The organism is Nocardia sp. NPDC041819 (assembly GCF_055590505.1).
The window spans coordinates 531,634-547,015 of record NZ_JBVJAP010000002.1 but is presented as its reverse complement, the minus strand read 5'-3'; the positions used below and the strand labels follow the sequence as shown (position 1 = coordinate 547,015).

The following is a 15,382-nucleotide window of genomic DNA, read 5'->3' as shown; positions in this document are numbered from 1 at the left end:
GTGGATCGCCTTGCCCCGAGCTTCGACGTCGAACGCCCGGCTCACCCAACCGTCGGTTCGACCGAAGCGCGACCTGGCCAGCGCCGTTCGCGCCGATGTCCCGGCCGATCAGTACGAAACGAGTACGGCCGCGATCAGAAAACCGACCAACCAGGACTCGAGAATCAACGGGATCGCGATGAGCGGGGTCCACGCGATCGGCCTGCCGTCGCGCACTCTCTCCAGCGCCGAGAACACCGCCGCGAGCACCGATGCCACGATGCCGGTCCAGGCGATCACCTGCGCCCACGGGAGATACCCCGCTCCACTCCCAGCCTCGCCGTCGCGCGCGAGCACATCGTAGAGCGGGACGAAAGACGCCATCAGCCAGCCGAATCCGAGCACGATCACCGAACCCAGCGCGACGCGCAGCGCATCGGTCGTTCGCCGCCGGAAATGCCACGCCATGCCTTCAGCATGACCGGCGCACCGCCACCCGGCATCTCGGCGGCTCAGTGTCCTGGGTAGACCTGGGACGCCAGGGCGAGTCCGCCGCCGAACGAGGCGACGATCAGCACGATCGCCAGCACCGGCCAATACCACATGTACCAGCGCTTCACCGCGGCCAGAATGAGCATCCCGGTCACGCCGACGATCGCGAACGCGGTGCCGCCCCAGGACACCACGAAGGCCCAGCCCAAGTAGTCGGTGCGGCAGTTGTCCGGCCCGCACGGGTCGGTGGCGAAGGCGAAGAAGACAGTGAAGTAGGCCGCGGCGAGGCCGATGACCGCCGCGACGCAGTACAGCACGACGGCGAGCACGACGTCCCAGGTCCGCACCGCCCGCTGCCCGGTGGGCGGACGTGCGGGCCCCTGCGGCATGCCGTACGGCGGCCAGGGCTGCGGGGTACCGGTCTGGATCATGACGCCAACGATCCCGCGTCGGTCGTCCGGGCGACTCCGGGAAACTACTCGAGTCCGCGTGCGCAATCCCCGATCCGCGTCGGCGGCCGAATAAGCTGGGCGGCGATGAGCGACTCCGCAGCGCAGAACATCGTCTACGCCATTCCGATGCGCACCCGTTTCCGTGGCATCACGGTGCGCGAGGGAATGCTGATCCACGGACCGCTCGGGTGGGGCGAGTTCTGTCCGTTCCCCGAATACGACGACCGCGAGGCCGCCAACTGGCTGGCCACCGCCCTGGAACAGGTCACGACGGGCTGGCCCGAGCCGGTGCGCGATCGCATTCCGATCAATTGCACCGTGCCCGCTGTGGACCCGGAGCAGGCGCACGCGATCGTGGGCCGGTCCGGCTGCCGCACCGCCAAGGTGAAGGTCGCCGACCACCCCGACTCGCTCGCCGAGGATCTGGCCAGGGTGGAGGCGGTACGCGACGCGCTCGGCCGCAACGGCGCGATCCGGGTCGACGCGAACGCGGTCTGGGATATCGACACCGCCGTGCGCCACATCCAGCGGATCGATAAGGCCGCGGGGGGGTTGGAATATGTCGAACAGCCCTGCCGGACGATCGAGGAACTCGCCGCGGTGCGCCGCCGCGTCGACGTCCGCATCGCCGCCGACGAATCCATCCGCCGCGCCGAAGACCCGCTGCGGGTCGCGGTCGCCGGGGCTGCCGACATCGCCGTCCTCAAATGCACGCCGCTCGGCGGCGTCCGGCGCGCCCTGCAAGTGGCGGAGGCGGCGGGACTGCCGTGTGTGGTCTCCTCCGCGCTCGAGACCAGCGTCGGCCTAGCCGCGCAACTGGCGCTGGCCGGCGCGCTGCCGGAACTCGACTTCGCCTGTGGTCTCGGCACTTTGAGCCTGCTCACCGGCGATGTGACGCAGGGCGCGCTGCGTGCCTCGGACGGTTATCTCCCCGTCCTGCGCACCCCACCCGAGCCGGACCCGCATCTGATGGAAAGCCATCGCCATCCCGATGCCGACCGCACCGCGTGGTGGCAGGAGCGGCTGGCCCGCGTCAGCGCCCTGGTCCAACAGGCCCCGGCGCCCTGAATAGCGCCACCCCGCTGTCCCGCGCCGCGGAAGCCGGTGACGGCGGGCGTACCTCTTCGATCACGACGCCGGCCACCGACGCGTACCCGCGCGATCACGCCCGGCCGGCGGCACAGCACCTCGCCGACGACCTGACCGATCTCGCAGCGCGAGTGAAGGTTTCGACTTCGCTCGATACAACCGCGAATCATGCGCACCGCGATCGCGCTACGCCTTCGTAGCATGGCGACACCCCTCCGACTCGGCTTCCGTTCACCGGAGGCTTATCCGATCCGTACCCCACAGCCCAGCAAAGTCGTCCGCAAGAGCAACGCCGCCTCAGGACCGATAACGCCGTCGACCAGTTCCACATAACGGTCGCAGAACTCCGGACCGTGCGCGGCCACCGACCCGGGGGCGGGCTCCAGGTGATGCGCCAGTTCGTGCAGGATCACCAGTTCCCGCAGCGCCCAGGCGGTGCCGCCGGTGTGCAGCGGAACGGCTAACACGTTCCCGGCCGTCTCGTAATGCGCGGCGGCGGTCCCGGCTCGCGAGCGGACGCGCACCGCCACGGCGGCCCGATCCCACCGCGCCCGTATCCAATTGAGGGCCAGCACCTTGTCCGCATAGCTCTGCACGGATTCCACCGAGGCGAAGCGTCGCTCGATCGGCAAGGTGAGCTGCGAACCGTAGAGTTCGACAGTGCGCGCACCGTGCTCGTCGGCGCGATCGAACACCCCGCGTACCAACTGCTCGGCGTCGTATACCTTGGCGCGCTGGCTGTCGCGCACCGTCATCGTTGCGAAGCCGATCTCGCAGCAGCGGGCACCAGCCGGTGGCCGAACCCCGCCGATGCCTCCGACGATCGACCGCCCGCACGCCCGATGTTGTGCACGCTGGTCAACCCCCCTCGGGGGAACTCAACTTCCGCCGGGCAGCCGGGAGTTCGGGCGAGGTACCGATCCGTGCGGCCCGGCCCGCGCGATCCCCCGCCGCCCGTGCCGCCGCCGAATGCCCCGCCGACGCCTGCGGGCCCCGCCAGGTGCCCCGTGCCTCCGACGTCTTGGCGTAGAAGTCTGTGAGCTCGATCTCTTTGGCGCGCAATGCCAGCGCCGTGCCGGTGGCCTCGGCTTCCCGTGGCAACACCTCCGCTTCGACCTCGGCCTTCACCTCCGTCAGCCGCCGCCCGATCCGCGCGGCGAACGCCATTTGGAAGTTCAGCCGTGCCGTCACACCCGCGACCGGCGCCTGCATCCGGCGCCGGACCGGACGACCCCATCGCTTCTCCACCACGATCTTCTCGACGGTGGCCGATTTATAGGCGCCCGACTTGATGTACTGGTCGGACGCGCGCACCATCTGCACGAGCAGGCTGGCGTAGAGCGCCTCGCAGGTATCGATGTCGGAGTCGAATCCATACGCGTAGACCTGCGTCGAAGTACGGGCGACATCGCAGCGCACGTCGTTCGCCGCCGCGATCGCGACGAACAACTGCACATAGGTCCGCAACCCGCGCTTGCCCGGCTCACCGATCGGGATGATCCGCTGCACCGGCGTGGGCCTGCGCTCGCGTCCCGCGATGTGCGCCCGCGCCACCGCGAGGTCGATGGACGACTTCGTGGCCAGGCGCTGAGCCGCGGCGAGAAACGCTTCGGCCTCGTGCTCGTTGTCGGTGGCCTCGGCCTTGCGCAGCAGCCCACCGATGCGGGTGAGCATCCGATCGGGAACCGCGTTCGGCGAAGTCATCGCGCCCCAGCCTAGCGAGAGACTTACCGCCACTGTCCCGCACTCCGGATCGACACCATGTATCTTGCCTTGTGCACCGGCAGGGTGTGCTGCCGCTCACGAATGATCCTGGAGTGTTTGCGATGGCTGTGAAGAAGGTGTCGTCCCTACGTTCGTCGCTGGTGCCGCGAGCCGCGGTGGCGGTCGCCTCGGTCGGGCTACTGACCGCGACGTTCACCAGCGCCTGCTCCAGCGACAGCGGCGGCAGCCCGACCAGCCAGAACCTCACCGGTCGCGGCCCGATCACCTATGTCGAGGGCAAGGACACCACCGAGACCGGCGCGGTCAAGCAGCTGATCGAGCGCTGGAACGCCGCGCACCCGGACGAGCCGGTGACGTTCAAGGAACAGTCGAACGACGCCTCTCAGCAGTACGACGACCTGGTCGAGCACATGCGGTCCAAGCAGTCCAACTACGACGTGGTCGCCTTGGACGTGCCGTGGACCGCCGAGTTCGCCGCCAAGGGCTGGATCCAGCCGCTGAAGGACTCCTTCACCATCGACACCAGCGCGCTGCTCTCCCCGCCGGTCGCCAGCGCCACCTACAACAACACGCTCTACGCCGCGCCACGCAACACCAACGGCGGCCTGCTGTTCTACCGCAAGGACCTGGTGCCGAATCCGCCCAAGACCTGGAACGAACTGCTCGCACAGTGCCCCATCGCGCGCCAGCAGAACATCGGTTGCTACGCGGGCCAGTTCGCGCCCTACGAGGGCCTGACCGTAAACGCGGCCGAGGTGATCAACGCCTATGGCGGCAGCTTCGTCGGCTCCGACGGCAAGACCCCCACCGTGAACAGCGCGCAGTCCCGCGCCGGACTGAAGGTCCTGGTCGACGCGTACAACAACGGCGACATCCCCAAAGAGGCCATCACCTTCAAGGAGCCCGAGTCCAGCAACGCCTTCGCACAGGGCAAGCTGATGTTCCTGCGCTCGTGGCCGTCCACCTTCGGTGACGTCGGCGGCGAGGCCTCCGCGGTGAAGGACAAGTTCGCGGTGGCACCGCTGCCCGGAGAGAACGGCGTCGGCGCCTCCACCCTCGGCGGCTACAACGCGGCGATCAGCGCGTACTCCAAGAACAAAGCCACCGCGCTGGACTTCCTGCGCTTCCTGATCAGCGAGGACGCGCAGCACATCGTCGCGGCGGGCGCGCTGCCCTCGGTGCGCGCGTCCATGTACGACGACCCGGCGCTGATCGCGAAGATGCCGTACCTGCCCGCGCTCAAGGACTCCATCTCCAGCGCGGTGCCGCGCCCGGTGACACCCTTTTATCCCGCGGTGAGCAAGGCCATCCAGGACAACGCTTATGCTGCGTTGAACGGAACCAAGTCCGTCGACGACGCGATCACCGGGATGCAAAAGGGCATCGAAACCGCCGGATCGTGAGCGGTTGAGCGCAACGGACCCGACGAACCCGCAGGAGAGAAACGGTGTCGGATCCTTCGGGAACGGCGACTAGCGTGCCGAAAGACGACGAGTTCGTTCCGGCCGGGCGCGGCTTCGCCGCCAGGACGGCCCTGGAGTTGCGACGATCCGGGAAAGCCTGGGTGTTCGTCACGCCCGTGCTGATCGCGCTCGCGGTCGTCATCGGGTATCCCGTGATCCGGGCGCTGTGGATGTCCTTCCAGAAGGACCCCGGCCTCGACCCGGCGACCGGCATGTTCGTCGAAGGCGGCAACGCCGGGTTCGCGAACTACACGCACTGGCTGCTGCAGCAGTGCCAGGTCGCCACCGGCGAGACAGTGGCCTGCCCGACCGGCAACCTCGGCTCGCAATTCTGGGTGGCCATCGGGGTCACCCTGTTCTTCACGGTCGTCACCGTCGCGCTCGAAGCGACGCTCGGTCTCGGCATGGCCATGGTGATGGGCAAGACCTTCCGCGGCAGGGCGCTGCTGCGCGCGGCCGTGCTGATTCCGTGGGCCATCCCGACCGCCGTCACCGCGCGGTTGTGGGAGTTCATGTTCCAGTACGACGGCGTGGTGAACCGCGTGCTCGGCACGCACATCCTGTGGACCTCCGACGCGTGGCCCGCCCGGTTCGCGGTGATCGCGGCCGACGTCTGGAAGACCACGCCGTTCATGGCGCTGCTGCTGCTGGCCGGACTGCAAGTGATTCCGGCCGACGTGTACGAGGCGGCTCGCGTCGACGGCGCGTCGGCCTGGCAGCGGTTCACCCAGATCACCCTGCCGCTGCTGAAGCCCGCCCTGCTGGTCGCGGTGCTGTTCCGGACCATGGACGCCCTGCGGATGTACGACCTGCCCGCGATCATGACGCTGGGCAACCCGTCCACCCGCACGGTGTCGATCCTGGTGGTCGATCAGGTCCGGCAAGGCCCCAACAGCGCGGCCGCGTTGTCCACGATCACCTTCCTTTTGATCTTCGCCGTGGCGTTCGTGCTGGTGAAGATCCTCGGCGCGAACGCGGTTCGCACCCAGGAAGAACAGCGGGAGGCGCACTGATGTCCGTGCAGACGGCGCAAAAACCGGCGACCGACAAGTCCGCCGCGCGGCCGGTGCCGTGGACCAAACGAGTCGGTTCGGTACGCCTGTACCTCGGCGCGCTGATCGTGCTGGTCTGGGGTCTCGCGCCGTTCTACTGGATGGCGGTCACCGCGTTCCGCGACCCCGACTACACCTTCGACAACACTCCGTGGCCGACACACGTCACGCTGGAGAACTTCCGCAACGCGTTCGACACCAGCCGCGGCAACAATTTCGGCAAGGCGCTGGTCAACAGCATCGTCATCGGCTCCATCACGACGGCGATCGCGCTGGTGATCGGCGTGCTCGCCGCGTACGCGCTGGCACGGCTCACCTTCCACGGCAAGTACGTGGTGTCCGGCCTGATCCTCAGCGCCTCGATGTTCCCGGTGGTCGTGCTGGTGACCCCGCTGTTCCAGCTGTTCACCAACCTCGGCTGGATCGGCGAGTACCAGGCGATGATCATCCCGAACATCTCGTTCGTGCTGCCGATGACGGTCTACATCCTCGCGTCCTTCTTCGCCGAACTGCCGTGGGAACTCGAAGAAGCCGCCCGGATCGACGGCGCCACCAAGTTGCAGGCCTTCCGCCTGGTGATGCTGCCCTTGGCCGCTCCCGCAGTGTTCACCACCGCGATCCTCGCGTTCATCGCCGCGGTCAACGAATACCTGCTCGCGCGTTTGCTTTCCAGCGACAAGACCGAACCGGTCACCGTCGCGATCGCCCGCTTCTCCGGCAACAACCCGCTGGTCCAGCCGTACGCGGCGATCATGGCGGCGGGCACCATCGTCACCATCCCGCTGGTCGTCATGGTCCTGCTCTTCCAGCGCCGCATCATCTCCGGCCTGACCGCGGGCGGCGTGAAGAGCTGATCCTTCCGGGGCGGGTCGCAGCGAGCCGGCGAAGGACCTCACTCCAGCGGAAGCCGAAGCAGTGTGGGCCGAGGCCGACGTGTCGGACGGGGAAAGTGGAAAGCCGCTTGTGAGAGAACACGGTAAACTCTGGCTTTCGACGCTCTTTTCCGTTCGTTCGTGCAGGTGAGTTCGTCCGGCGCTCCGGGAGGAGATGATCGTGAGCTCGTTCCGCAAACCGCGAGGACGTGGACGCGGCGCCAAGGGGACTCCCCCGACCGCACCGTACGCCTCGATCGCGGGCTGGACGCAGCGGCCGGATGCGGCGAGGCGGGACGCCCGCGACCGGCGCGAACGCGCGGCGGCCCGCCGGAAATCACGGCCGCCCACCCCGCGTCCGGCGGAGCCGGATCGGCCGCCGCGCAGCAGAGCCGAACGTATCCGTCGCCTGCTGCTGGCCTTGTTCATCCTCTTCGGCGTGGTGCCCGCGCTGCTGTCCGTCCTGGCGTACTGGAGCGCCGAGATCCCGGATCCGAATGCGGTGCAGACGAATCAGATCGCGACCATCTTCGCCTCCGACAGCAGCACCGTGCTCGCGAAAATCGTTCCGCCGGATGGAAACCGGACACCGGTTCCACTGTCCGATGTGCCGCGGCCGGTACGCGACGCGGTGCTGTCGGCGGAGGACCGCAATTTCTACACCAATCCCGGTTATTCGACTTCCGGCTTCCTGCGTGCCGCACGGGACAACCTGCTCGGCAAGGACAACGCGGGTGGCGGCTCCACGATCACCCAGCAGTACGTCAAGAACGCGTTCCTCGGCTCCGAGCGCACCGTCACCCGCAAGATGCGCGAACTGATCATCGCGGCGAAGATGGCGCGGCAGTGGAGTAAGGACGACATCCTCGCCGCGTACCTCAACACCATCTACTACGGCCGGGGGTCCTACGGCATCGCCGCGGCGGCCAAGGTCTACTTCGACAAACAGGTCGACCAGCTGACCCTCGCGGAGGGCGCGGTGCTCGCGGCGCTGATCCGGACGCCATCGATCCTCGACCCGGAAACCCACCTCGCGGACCTCAAAGCGCGCTGGCGCTACGTGCTCGACGGAATGGTGGAGATGGGCGCGCTGGCGCCGGGCGATCGCGACGCGACCGTCTTTCCGCCGATCATCCCGCTCACCCAGATCCCGGACGACAATGTGACCCGCGGCCCCGAGGGCCTGATCCGCAACCAGGTGGTGCGCGAACTGCGCGACTCCGGCATCAGTGAGCGCGACTTGAACAAGGGTGCGTTGCAGATCACCACCACCATCGACACCAGGGCGCAGCAGGCGGTGCTGGGCGCGGTGCGCGACCGGCTCGGTGCGCAGCCACCGGAACTGCGCGCCGCGGTGGTGTCGATCGACCCGCGCTCCGGCGCGGTGCGCGCGTACTTCGGCGGCTACGACGGTATCGGCTTCGACTTCGCCCAGGCGCCGTTGCAGACCGGGTCGGCGTTCAAGGTCTTCGCGGCGATCGCCGCGCAGCAGCAGAGCATCCCGCTGTCCCGCGTGCTGGACAGCTCCCCCGTGACCGACCGTGGTACCCGGATCACCAACGTGGACGGCGAATCGTGCGGTAAGTGCACCATGGCGGAGGCGCTGAAGCGCTCGCTGAACACCAGCTTCTACCGGTTGACCATGACGATGTTCGACGGCCCGCAGGCGATCGCGGACGCGGCGCACGCGGCGGGTATACCGGAGGAACTGCCGGGCGTACCGGGCAAGACCCTCACCGAGGACGGCGGGCGACCGCTGAACGGGATCGTCCTCGGGCAGTATTCGGTCCGGCCGATCGACATGGCCTCGGCCTACGCCACGATCGGCGCGTCGGGCGTCTATCACCGGCCCTATTTCGTACAGCGCGTGGTGACCGGTGACGGGCGGGTGCTCCTGGATCGCGGCCCGGACCAGCAGGTCGGTGAACAACTGCCCGAGGGCAGGCAGAGCTTCCCCCGCAAGATCGCGGAGAACACCACCGAGGCGATGCTCCCGATCGCGGCCTACTCCAATGGGCACGCGCTGAAGAACAACCGTCCCTCGGCCGCCAAAACCGGTACCACGCAACTCGGTACGAGCGATCTGAACAAGGACGCGTGGATGATCGGGTTCACCCCGTCGCTGTCCACGGCGGTATGGATCGGAACCGAGCAGTCCCAGCCGATCCGCACCGCACGCGGCGCCGACATCTACGGCTCCGGCCTGCCCGCCGACATCTGGAAACAGGTGATGGACGACGCGCTCGACGGCACGCCCATCGAACAGTTCCCGGGGACGCAGGCCCCGGACCGGCCGAATCAGAGCAAGCCTCCCTCGGGCGGCCCCTACGACATCCTCAATCCGCCGCAGCAGTCACCGCAGCGCGAACCCGTCGTGATCATCCCGACCAGCCCGCAACCGCCCAGGGAGGTGGAGATTTTTCCGGGCCTGAGCATTCCGGTTCCTGGATAGCGATGATGCTGTGACCTTCCGTGGCCCGGCGGAACGCATGACATGGCAGCATCGTTTGCCAGAGTGAGAGCGAACAGCGAGTGCGTCGGAACGGGCCGACGCCGAAACCGCGGAAACGATGCGGAAGGATATGCGCTCGAGCGACGACAGCGCGGCGCGAGCGGCGGGCCCGGAGGCGGTAGCCTGCGCACCATGGAGGGCACCGGGAGCGACGCCAATTGAAGACAGACGAGACATAGGGGCTACGCCGGTGGATTTCAATGTCGTTGACCAACCCGAGACGCTGGTGGCGGGAACAGTGCTTCGCAGCCCCGCGCTCGCGGTCGAGGGGCCGCGCCGCGCGAAAGTCGAAGAGGCGTGGAAGCGCAACCTGGCCCGCAAGCTGCCCGGACCGCCCACCACGGCGTACGTCGACCACGCGCCGGAGATCAATTCGTACCTGACCCATATCGTCGGCTACCGCTGCCACAGCTTGGCCGACCTGCAGCCCGGCGACGTGCTCGCCCGGGTGCCCGCCGGGCGCTTCGCCCGGTTCATCGCCAGCGGCGACAATCTCGGCGACACCATCGTGAGCATCTGGCGAGCGGTCTGGGACGCGGAGGCCGCGGGGCGGCTCCTGCGCGCCTATACCGGCGACTGGGAACACTATCCGGACGCGCGAACGGTGGAGGTCTTCGTGGCATTGGCAGACGATCAGGGCAACGGGTAGGAACAGACAGTGGACTTCGAGATCGTCACTTTGCCGCAGAGCATGGTCGCCGGCTTGACCGTGCCGCTGGCCGGCCGTGAGGTGACCGCGCGTGACCTCGACCTGGTGAACTTCACGTGGGACCGGTATCTGGCGCGGGAGAAGACCGTGCCGCGGGTGGCCGCCTACATCGGCCAGAACGATCACGCCGTCGCGGTGCTCGGCTACGAGATCGGCGGGATGGAGGAGTTGGACCCGGGCGATGTGCTCACCATCATCCCGCAGGGCCGCTACGCCAAATTCGTCGTCGCCGACAAGCCCTACGACCTGCTGCGCACCGCGTGGGCGCAGGTGGCGAAGGCCGAGAACGCGGGAACCATCACCCGCTCGCACACCGCCGAGGTAGAGCGCTACACCGGCCCGGCGTCGGTGGAGGTCTACGTCTCCCTGGACTAGCGCGGACGTCGTACCAACGCAGCCGGCCGGAGGCATCGCCTCCGGCCGGCTTGCGTCGGTCCGCCGAATTACTCCGCGCCGATGATGAAAGCTTCCAGCTGGGTGCGCGCGATGTCGTCGGCCAGCTGCTGCGGCGGGGACTTCATCAGGTAGGCCGAGGCCGGGATGACCGGTCCGCCGATGCCGCGGTCCTTGGCGATCTTCGCCGCGCGCACCGCGTCGATGATGATTCCGGCGGAGTTCGGCGAGTCCCACACCTCGAGCTTGTACTCCAGGTTCAGCGGCACGTCACCGAAGGCGCGGCCCTCCAGGCGGACGTAGGCCCACTTGCGGTCGTCGAGCCAGCCCACGTGATCGGACGGGCCGATGTGCACGTCGTTGGCGCCGAGCTCCTTCTTGAGGTTGCTGGTGACGGCCTGGGTCTTGGAGATCTTCTTCGACTCCAGGCGCTCACGCTCGAGCATGTTCTTGAAGTCCATGTTGCCGCCGACGTTGAGCTGCATGGTGCGGTCGAGCTGCACGCCGCGATCCTCGAACAGCTTGGCCATCACGCGGTGGGTGATGGTCGCGCCGACCTGGCTCTTGATGTCGTCACCGACGATCGGGACGCCGGCCTTCGTGAACTTCTCCGCCCAGACCGGGTCGGAGGCGATGAACACCGGCAGCGCGTTGACGAACGCGACACCCGCGTCGATCGCGCACTGCGCGTAGAACTTGTCGGCTTCCTCCGAACCCACCGGCAGGTAGGACACCAGCACGTCGACGTTGTTGTCCTTCAGCACCCGCACCACGTCGACCGGCTCGGCCTCGGACAGCTCGATGGTCTCCGCGTAGTACTTGCCGATGCCGTCGAGGGTCGGGCCGCGCTGCACGACGACGTCGCTGGGCGGCACGTCGGAGATCTTGATGGTGTTGTTCTCGCTGGCGAAGATGGCTTCGGCCAGGTCGAAGCCGACCTTCTTCGCGTCCACGTCGAACGCGGCGACGAATTTGACGTCGCGGACGTGGTAGGGCCCGAACCGCACGTGCATCAGACCGGGAACGGTCGCGGACTCGTCCGCGTCCCGGTAGTACTGCACGCCCTGGACCAGCGAAGAGGCGCAGTTTCCCACACCTACGATGGCGACGCGAACCTCTGTGGCGTTGTCAGCCTTCTCGATGTCACTCATGGCCGGTATTTCCCTCTTTCTGTGGTGCCGCCTTCGTCGATTGCTCCGCCGCAATCAACTCGTTGAGCCAGCGCACTTCGCGCTCGCTTGATTCGAGTCCGAGTTGATGGAGCTGCCGGGTGTAGCGATCCAGCGAACCGCTGGCCTTCTTGATCGCCTCCCGGAGCCCCTCTCGGCGCTCCTCGACCTGACGCCGCCTGCCCTCCAGGATCCGCATCCGCGCTTCCGCGGGGGTGCGGCTGAAGAAGGCCAGATGAACGCCGAAGCCGTCGTCGGTGTAGTTCTGCGGTCCGGTGTCGGCGAGCAACTCGCTGAACCGCTCCCGCCCGGCCGGAGTCAGTTGGTAAACCCGTCGCGCACGGCGAGTCGTCGCGCCCGCGGGGATCTCCTCGGCGATCAACCCGTCCGCCTGCATGCGGCGCAGCGTCGGGTAGAGGGATCCGTAGGAGAAGGCACGAAACGCCCCGAGCAGGCCGGTCAACCGCTTGCGCAGTTCGTAGCCGTGCATGGGCGCTTCGAGGAGCAGCCCGAGGATTGCCAGCTCGAGCACCGGGCTTCACCCCCTGACTGTTGGACAGACCTAACCGATGGATGCGACTTTCCACTATATCGGAGCGATACATCTGTGCACAGACGGCGGCCGGGTAAGGGCGTTGCGTTGCTTCAGCGAGAGGCGGGGAAGACCGCGATCGGCTCGCCCGCGAAGGTGACCTTCGCGTACCCGGTCGCGCCGCCTTTGCACTTCACGTAGATATTCGCCACGGGACCGCGATCGGCCGCGTCGGGTGTGTCGAACCCCAGGCCGACGTGGCTGATCTCGCCGTCCGGGCACCGCACCGTCTGCCGCGCGCCGGCCAGCAGCCGGGCGACGGCGGGCACGTCGATGGCGGCGAGGTCGAAGGTGCGCGTCCCCGTCCTGCGCTCGGAGGTCCGCGAGGTGCCGAAGTCGCCGTCGTAGCGGTAGTCGCCGGTCTGGGCTTCGTTGCCGGGCTGCTGCCGGTCCACGATGGCGTACTTCGGGTACAGCGTGACATCGTCGGCGATCAGGTCGCCGAACTCGGCCCGGTACTCCGCGAGGAAGTAGGCCAGGCCCGCACCGGTGGTCATATCGGGAACCTTCTCCGACGACCCGGGCAGATCGATGCCGCAACGACTGATCGCGCCCACCATCGCACCGGCGACCAGGGCGGCAGCGATCGTGTAGACCGGCGCCAGCCAGCGCCGCGGCCGCCTGCGGTCGACGCGGACCACCGGGGCGTTCGCGAGTTCGCCCGGAATCTGTAGATCCCCGATCAGCGCGTCGAGTTCGCCGAAGGATTTGGCTCGCATCGCCTCGGCGGTCCGCGCGGCGTGCTCGCTCGCGGTGAGCTGGCCATCGGCCAGCGCGGCGTCGAGCAGGCCGCACACGTCGGCGCGGTCGGTGTCGCGGGCGCGGATGCCGCTGTATCGGGTGGTCGCCATCGCCTATCCCTTGAACGGCCGGACGAGGCGAATCTCGCCCGCCGGGGTCAGCGTGAAGTAGCCGCTCTCCCTGACCGGGTTGTTCACGTGCACGGTGACGGTTGGTTCGGCGGAGCCCCTGTCGCCGTTCGCGCTCACCATGAAATGTGACACTGCGCCGCCCGGCACCCGGGTGATCGTGGCCGCGTCGGCGAGCGCCCGGCCGATCGCGTCCGCGTTCAACGTGCCCAGATCCACCGAGGGTGTGTCGGCCTTGCGCGTCTCGATCTTCCCGGACTGGGCGAAACCACCGCGGTAGTCGTAGGAGACTTTCCGGTTCGGCTGGCCCGGCACCGCCCGGACGAGCGTGGCGTAATCCCCGTACATAGACAGCTCGTCGACTCGGAGGTCGCCGAATTTCCGCTGGTAGTTCCCTAGAAAGGTGGCGATTCCTTCGGTGGTGTGCGGGCTCGGCGTGGGGATCACCAAAGGCTGCACCGCCCCTTGGTCCAGCACGGGCAGGGCGTGCGCCGCCGGTCGCGGCGTCTCCGCCTCCCGGGTGACCGCGAGATATCCGGCGCAGGCGGCCAGCACCGCGGCCACGGTAACCGCACCCACGAACCACTGACGGCGACGCGAACGCGGCGGCCGCGGCGTGGGGGCGGTATCGCGGGCCCGCTGCAAGTCCGAGACCAGATCCTTCAGATCGCCCAGGGTGCGCGCCTCCGCGGCGAGTTCGGTGAGGGTGTCGTGCTCCTCTTCCGACAGCTGGCCGTCGGCGCGGGCGGAGTCGAGCAGGTCGCGAGTAGTGGCGCGATCGGCATCGCGCGCCCGGGTGTGATCGGGATAACTTCCTCCGGATGCCGAGCGGCGCAATACTTTTCGCGTGGCCGACGAGCGCTGCGCGGTGAACCCGCGCGCGGCGGCGGGGGTTTGCAGATCGGCGGTGAGCGCGGCCAGTTCGCCGAGCGTTTTCGCCGCCGCGGCCTGCGCGATTCGGTCGTGATATTCGTCGGCGCCGAGCTGGCCCTCGGCGTAGGCGGCATCCAGCAGGCTGGACGCGGTGGCGCGGTCGAGGTCACGCGCTCGCGTGCGCCCGGATGCTGCGGTGGACACAGACGGATCGTAATCCGGATAACGGCGCGACGCGCCGGATCCGGCACCCGCCGGAGCCGGTCAATCCGCACAGCCCGGGGCGGCCCGATACCAACACCGCTACTCTGGTTCTCGTGCGAATTCAGCGGCAAGTTGTCGACTACGCCCTCCGGCGCCGGTCGCTGCTGGCTGACGTCTATGCGGGCCGAGTCGATGTCGCCGAGGTGTGTGATGCGAATCCCTACCTCTTACGTGCGGCGAAGTTCCACGGTCGGGGGAGTGAGGTCACATGCCCCATCTGCCGGAAGGAACAACTGACCCTCGTATCCTGGGTCTTCGGCGACGGCCTCGGGCCGGTCGCCGGATCGGCTCGCACACCCGAGGAACTCGTGCGCCTCGCCGAGACGCGCGAGGAGTTCTCGGTCCATGTCGTCGAGGTATGCAGGACCTGCAGCTGGAATCATCTGGTGCAGTCCTATGTGCTCGGTTCCACGCCTGCGCCGCCACGCCGCCGCACCGGGACACGCGCGAACCGGCGCACCGCCGCCGAATGAAGTGCCAGGTCATTCGCCCGTCGGGTGACTCGCGGAGCCGGCATGCGTCCGCCGCGGTGACGACTACCGCTGATAGCCACTTGGACCGCTACGAGTTATGGAGATCTTGTCAGTGAATTCGCCCTACGAGACTTCCCCCTACGGCGATGAGCCACATGGCGGCCGTCCTCCACAGAGTTCACGTCCAAGTCCCAACCCGTACCAGAATCCCCGTCCCGGCCCGCCGCCCGGCGCCCGGCCGGTTCCGCCGCCCGGGGGCCGTCCCATCCCCGGTGAGCCACGCGGCCCACAGGCGCCGCGCCGTCCCGGCCCCCCGCCGCAGGGACGACCGCCGCAGGGTGGCCGTCCGCCGCAGCCGGGCAGGCCGCCGCAGCCCAATCGCGGCGTACCCGCCGGCGGCGCTT

The 15,382-nt window shown here is 68.2% G+C and carries 16 protein-coding genes; 8 read left to right on the top strand and 8 right to left on the bottom strand.

What is annotated here, in order from left to right; translation table 11 throughout:
- Nucleotides 1-108 precede the first annotated feature (108 nt).
- Together ACZ6DL_RS09235 and ACZ6DL_RS09230 are read right to left on the bottom strand one after the other, a co-directional pair.
- The gene (locus ACZ6DL_RS09235; RefSeq protein ID WP_396983352.1) at nucleotides 109-447 is read right to left on the bottom strand and encodes a hypothetical protein; all 339 of its coding nucleotides are present in this window, start codon (nucleotides 445-447) and stop codon (nucleotides 109-111) included.
- Between the two features lie 44 nt (nucleotides 448-491).
- Nucleotides 492-902 (bottom strand): hypothetical protein, encoded by a 411-nt coding sequence (locus ACZ6DL_RS09230; protein WP_466050065.1) that lies wholly within the window; start codon nucleotides 900-902, stop codon nucleotides 492-494.
- Nucleotides 903-1,007: 105 nt separating this feature from the next.
- Between ACZ6DL_RS09230 and ACZ6DL_RS09225 the strand changes: the two genes are divergently transcribed.
- The gene (locus ACZ6DL_RS09225) at nucleotides 1,008-1,991 is read left to right on the top strand and encodes an o-succinylbenzoate synthase (protein WP_466050064.1); all 984 of its coding nucleotides are present in this window, start codon (nucleotides 1,008-1,010) and stop codon (nucleotides 1,989-1,991) included.
- Nucleotides 1,992-2,254: 263 nt separating this feature from the next.
- Here the strand turns inward: ACZ6DL_RS09225 and ACZ6DL_RS09220 are convergent, their stop codons facing one another.
- A complete protein-coding gene (locus ACZ6DL_RS09220; RefSeq protein ID WP_466050063.1) occupies nucleotides 2,255-2,767 on the bottom strand; it encodes a TIGR04338 family metallohydrolase in 513 nt (170 codons plus the stop codon).
- Between the two features lie 103 nt (nucleotides 2,768-2,870).
- Nucleotides 2,871-3,716 carry a DUF2786 domain-containing protein gene (locus tag ACZ6DL_RS09215; RefSeq protein ID WP_466050062.1) on the bottom strand — a complete coding sequence of 282 codons (846 nt, stop codon included), beginning with the start codon at nucleotides 3,714-3,716 and terminating at the stop codon, nucleotides 2,871-2,873.
- A gap of 122 nt (nucleotides 3,717-3,838) precedes the next feature.
- On the opposite strand from ACZ6DL_RS09215, the gene ACZ6DL_RS09210 reads away from it, so the two are divergent.
- The 6 genes from ACZ6DL_RS09210 to ACZ6DL_RS09185 all read left to right on the top strand — a co-directional run bounded on the left by ACZ6DL_RS09210 (nucleotide 3,839) and on the right by ACZ6DL_RS09185 (nucleotide 10,720).
- Entirely contained in the window at nucleotides 3,839-5,140 is a 1,302-nt protein-coding gene (locus ACZ6DL_RS09210; RefSeq protein WP_393231895.1) for an ABC transporter substrate-binding protein, read from the top strand.
- 44 nt (nucleotides 5,141-5,184) lie between these two features.
- Entirely contained in the window at nucleotides 5,185-6,213 is a 1,029-nt protein-coding gene (locus tag ACZ6DL_RS09205) for a carbohydrate ABC transporter permease (RefSeq protein WP_084466944.1), read from the top strand.
- Nucleotides 6,213-7,106 (top strand): carbohydrate ABC transporter permease, encoded by an 894-nt coding sequence (locus ACZ6DL_RS09200; protein WP_466050061.1) that lies wholly within the window; start codon nucleotides 6,213-6,215, stop codon nucleotides 7,104-7,106. Before ACZ6DL_RS09205 ends, ACZ6DL_RS09200 begins: the two co-directional genes overlap by 1 nt.
- A 193-nt stretch (nucleotides 7,107-7,299) precedes the next feature.
- On the top strand, nucleotides 7,300-9,576 hold the full coding sequence (locus ACZ6DL_RS09195) for a transglycosylase domain-containing protein (protein WP_466050060.1): 2,277 nt from the start codon (nucleotides 7,300-7,302) through the stop codon (nucleotides 9,574-9,576).
- 250 nt (nucleotides 9,577-9,826) lie between these two features.
- On the top strand, nucleotides 9,827-10,285 hold the full coding sequence (locus tag ACZ6DL_RS09190; protein WP_040871176.1) for a GyrI-like domain-containing protein: 459 nt from the start codon (nucleotides 9,827-9,829) through the stop codon (nucleotides 10,283-10,285).
- A 9-nt stretch (nucleotides 10,286-10,294) separates the two neighbouring features.
- On the top strand, nucleotides 10,295-10,720 hold the full coding sequence (locus tag ACZ6DL_RS09185) for a GyrI-like domain-containing protein (RefSeq protein WP_466050059.1): 426 nt from the start codon (nucleotides 10,295-10,297) through the stop codon (nucleotides 10,718-10,720).
- Between the two features lie 68 nt (nucleotides 10,721-10,788).
- Here ACZ6DL_RS09185 and ACZ6DL_RS09180 read toward each other — a convergent pair whose 3' ends face one another.
- From ACZ6DL_RS09180 to ACZ6DL_RS09165, 4 genes are all read right to left on the bottom strand, one after another.
- On the bottom strand, nucleotides 10,789-11,889 hold the full coding sequence (locus ACZ6DL_RS09180) for an inositol-3-phosphate synthase (RefSeq protein ID WP_040871179.1): 1,101 nt from the start codon (nucleotides 11,887-11,889) through the stop codon (nucleotides 10,789-10,791).
- Nucleotides 11,882-12,439 carry a PadR family transcriptional regulator gene (locus tag ACZ6DL_RS09175; protein ID WP_040871180.1) on the bottom strand — a complete coding sequence of 186 codons (558 nt, stop codon included), beginning with the start codon at nucleotides 12,437-12,439 and terminating at the stop codon, nucleotides 11,882-11,884. Before ACZ6DL_RS09175 ends, ACZ6DL_RS09180 begins: the two co-directional genes overlap by 8 nt.
- Nucleotides 12,440-12,552: 113 nt before the next feature.
- Entirely contained in the window at nucleotides 12,553-13,350 is a 798-nt protein-coding gene (locus ACZ6DL_RS09170) for a DUF1707 SHOCT-like domain-containing protein (RefSeq protein WP_466050058.1), read from the bottom strand.
- A 3-nt stretch (nucleotides 13,351-13,353) separates the two neighbouring features.
- A complete protein-coding gene (locus ACZ6DL_RS09165; protein ID WP_466050057.1) occupies nucleotides 13,354-14,445 on the bottom strand; it encodes a DUF1707 SHOCT-like domain-containing protein in 1,092 nt (363 codons plus the stop codon).
- A gap of 113 nt (nucleotides 14,446-14,558) precedes the next feature.
- Between ACZ6DL_RS09165 and ACZ6DL_RS09160 the strand changes: the two genes are divergently transcribed.
- A complete protein-coding gene (locus tag ACZ6DL_RS09160) occupies nucleotides 14,559-14,978 on the top strand; it encodes a DUF5318 domain-containing protein (protein ID WP_040871200.1) in 420 nt (139 codons plus the stop codon).
- Nucleotides 14,979-15,382: the final 404 nt, after the last annotated feature.

Excerpts from the sequence above, each read along its gene's own strand:
- ACZ6DL_RS09195 (WP_466050060.1), top strand. The coding sequence starts at position 7,300 with ATGATCGTGAGCTCGTTCCGCAAACCGCGAGGACGTGGACGCGGCGCC.
- ACZ6DL_RS09170 (WP_466050058.1), bottom strand. The coding sequence starts at position 13,350 with ATGGCGACCACCCGATACAGCGGCATCCGCGCCCGCGACACCGACCGC.
- ACZ6DL_RS09210 (WP_393231895.1), top strand. The coding sequence starts at position 3,839 with ATGGCTGTGAAGAAGGTGTCGTCCCTACGTTCGTCGCTGGTGCCGCGA.
- ACZ6DL_RS09230 (WP_466050065.1), bottom strand. The coding sequence starts at position 902 with ATGATCCAGACCGGTACCCCGCAGCCCTGGCCGCCGTACGGCATGCCG.
- ACZ6DL_RS09215 (WP_466050062.1), bottom strand. The coding sequence starts at position 3,716 with ATGACTTCGCCGAACGCGGTTCCCGATCGGATGCTCACCCGCATCGGT.
- ACZ6DL_RS09220 (WP_466050063.1), bottom strand. The coding sequence starts at position 2,767 with ATGACGGTGCGCGACAGCCAGCGCGCCAAGGTATACGACGCCGAGCAG.
- ACZ6DL_RS09180 (WP_040871179.1), bottom strand. The coding sequence starts at position 11,889 with ATGAGTGACATCGAGAAGGCTGACAACGCCACAGAGGTTCGCGTCGCC.
- ACZ6DL_RS09225 (WP_466050064.1), top strand. The coding sequence starts at position 1,008 with ATGAGCGACTCCGCAGCGCAGAACATCGTCTACGCCATTCCGATGCGC.
- ACZ6DL_RS09235 (WP_396983352.1), bottom strand. The coding sequence starts at position 447 with ATGGCGTGGCATTTCCGGCGGCGAACGACCGATGCGCTGCGCGTCGCG.
- ACZ6DL_RS09200 (WP_466050061.1), top strand. The coding sequence starts at position 6,213 with ATGTCCGTGCAGACGGCGCAAAAACCGGCGACCGACAAGTCCGCCGCG.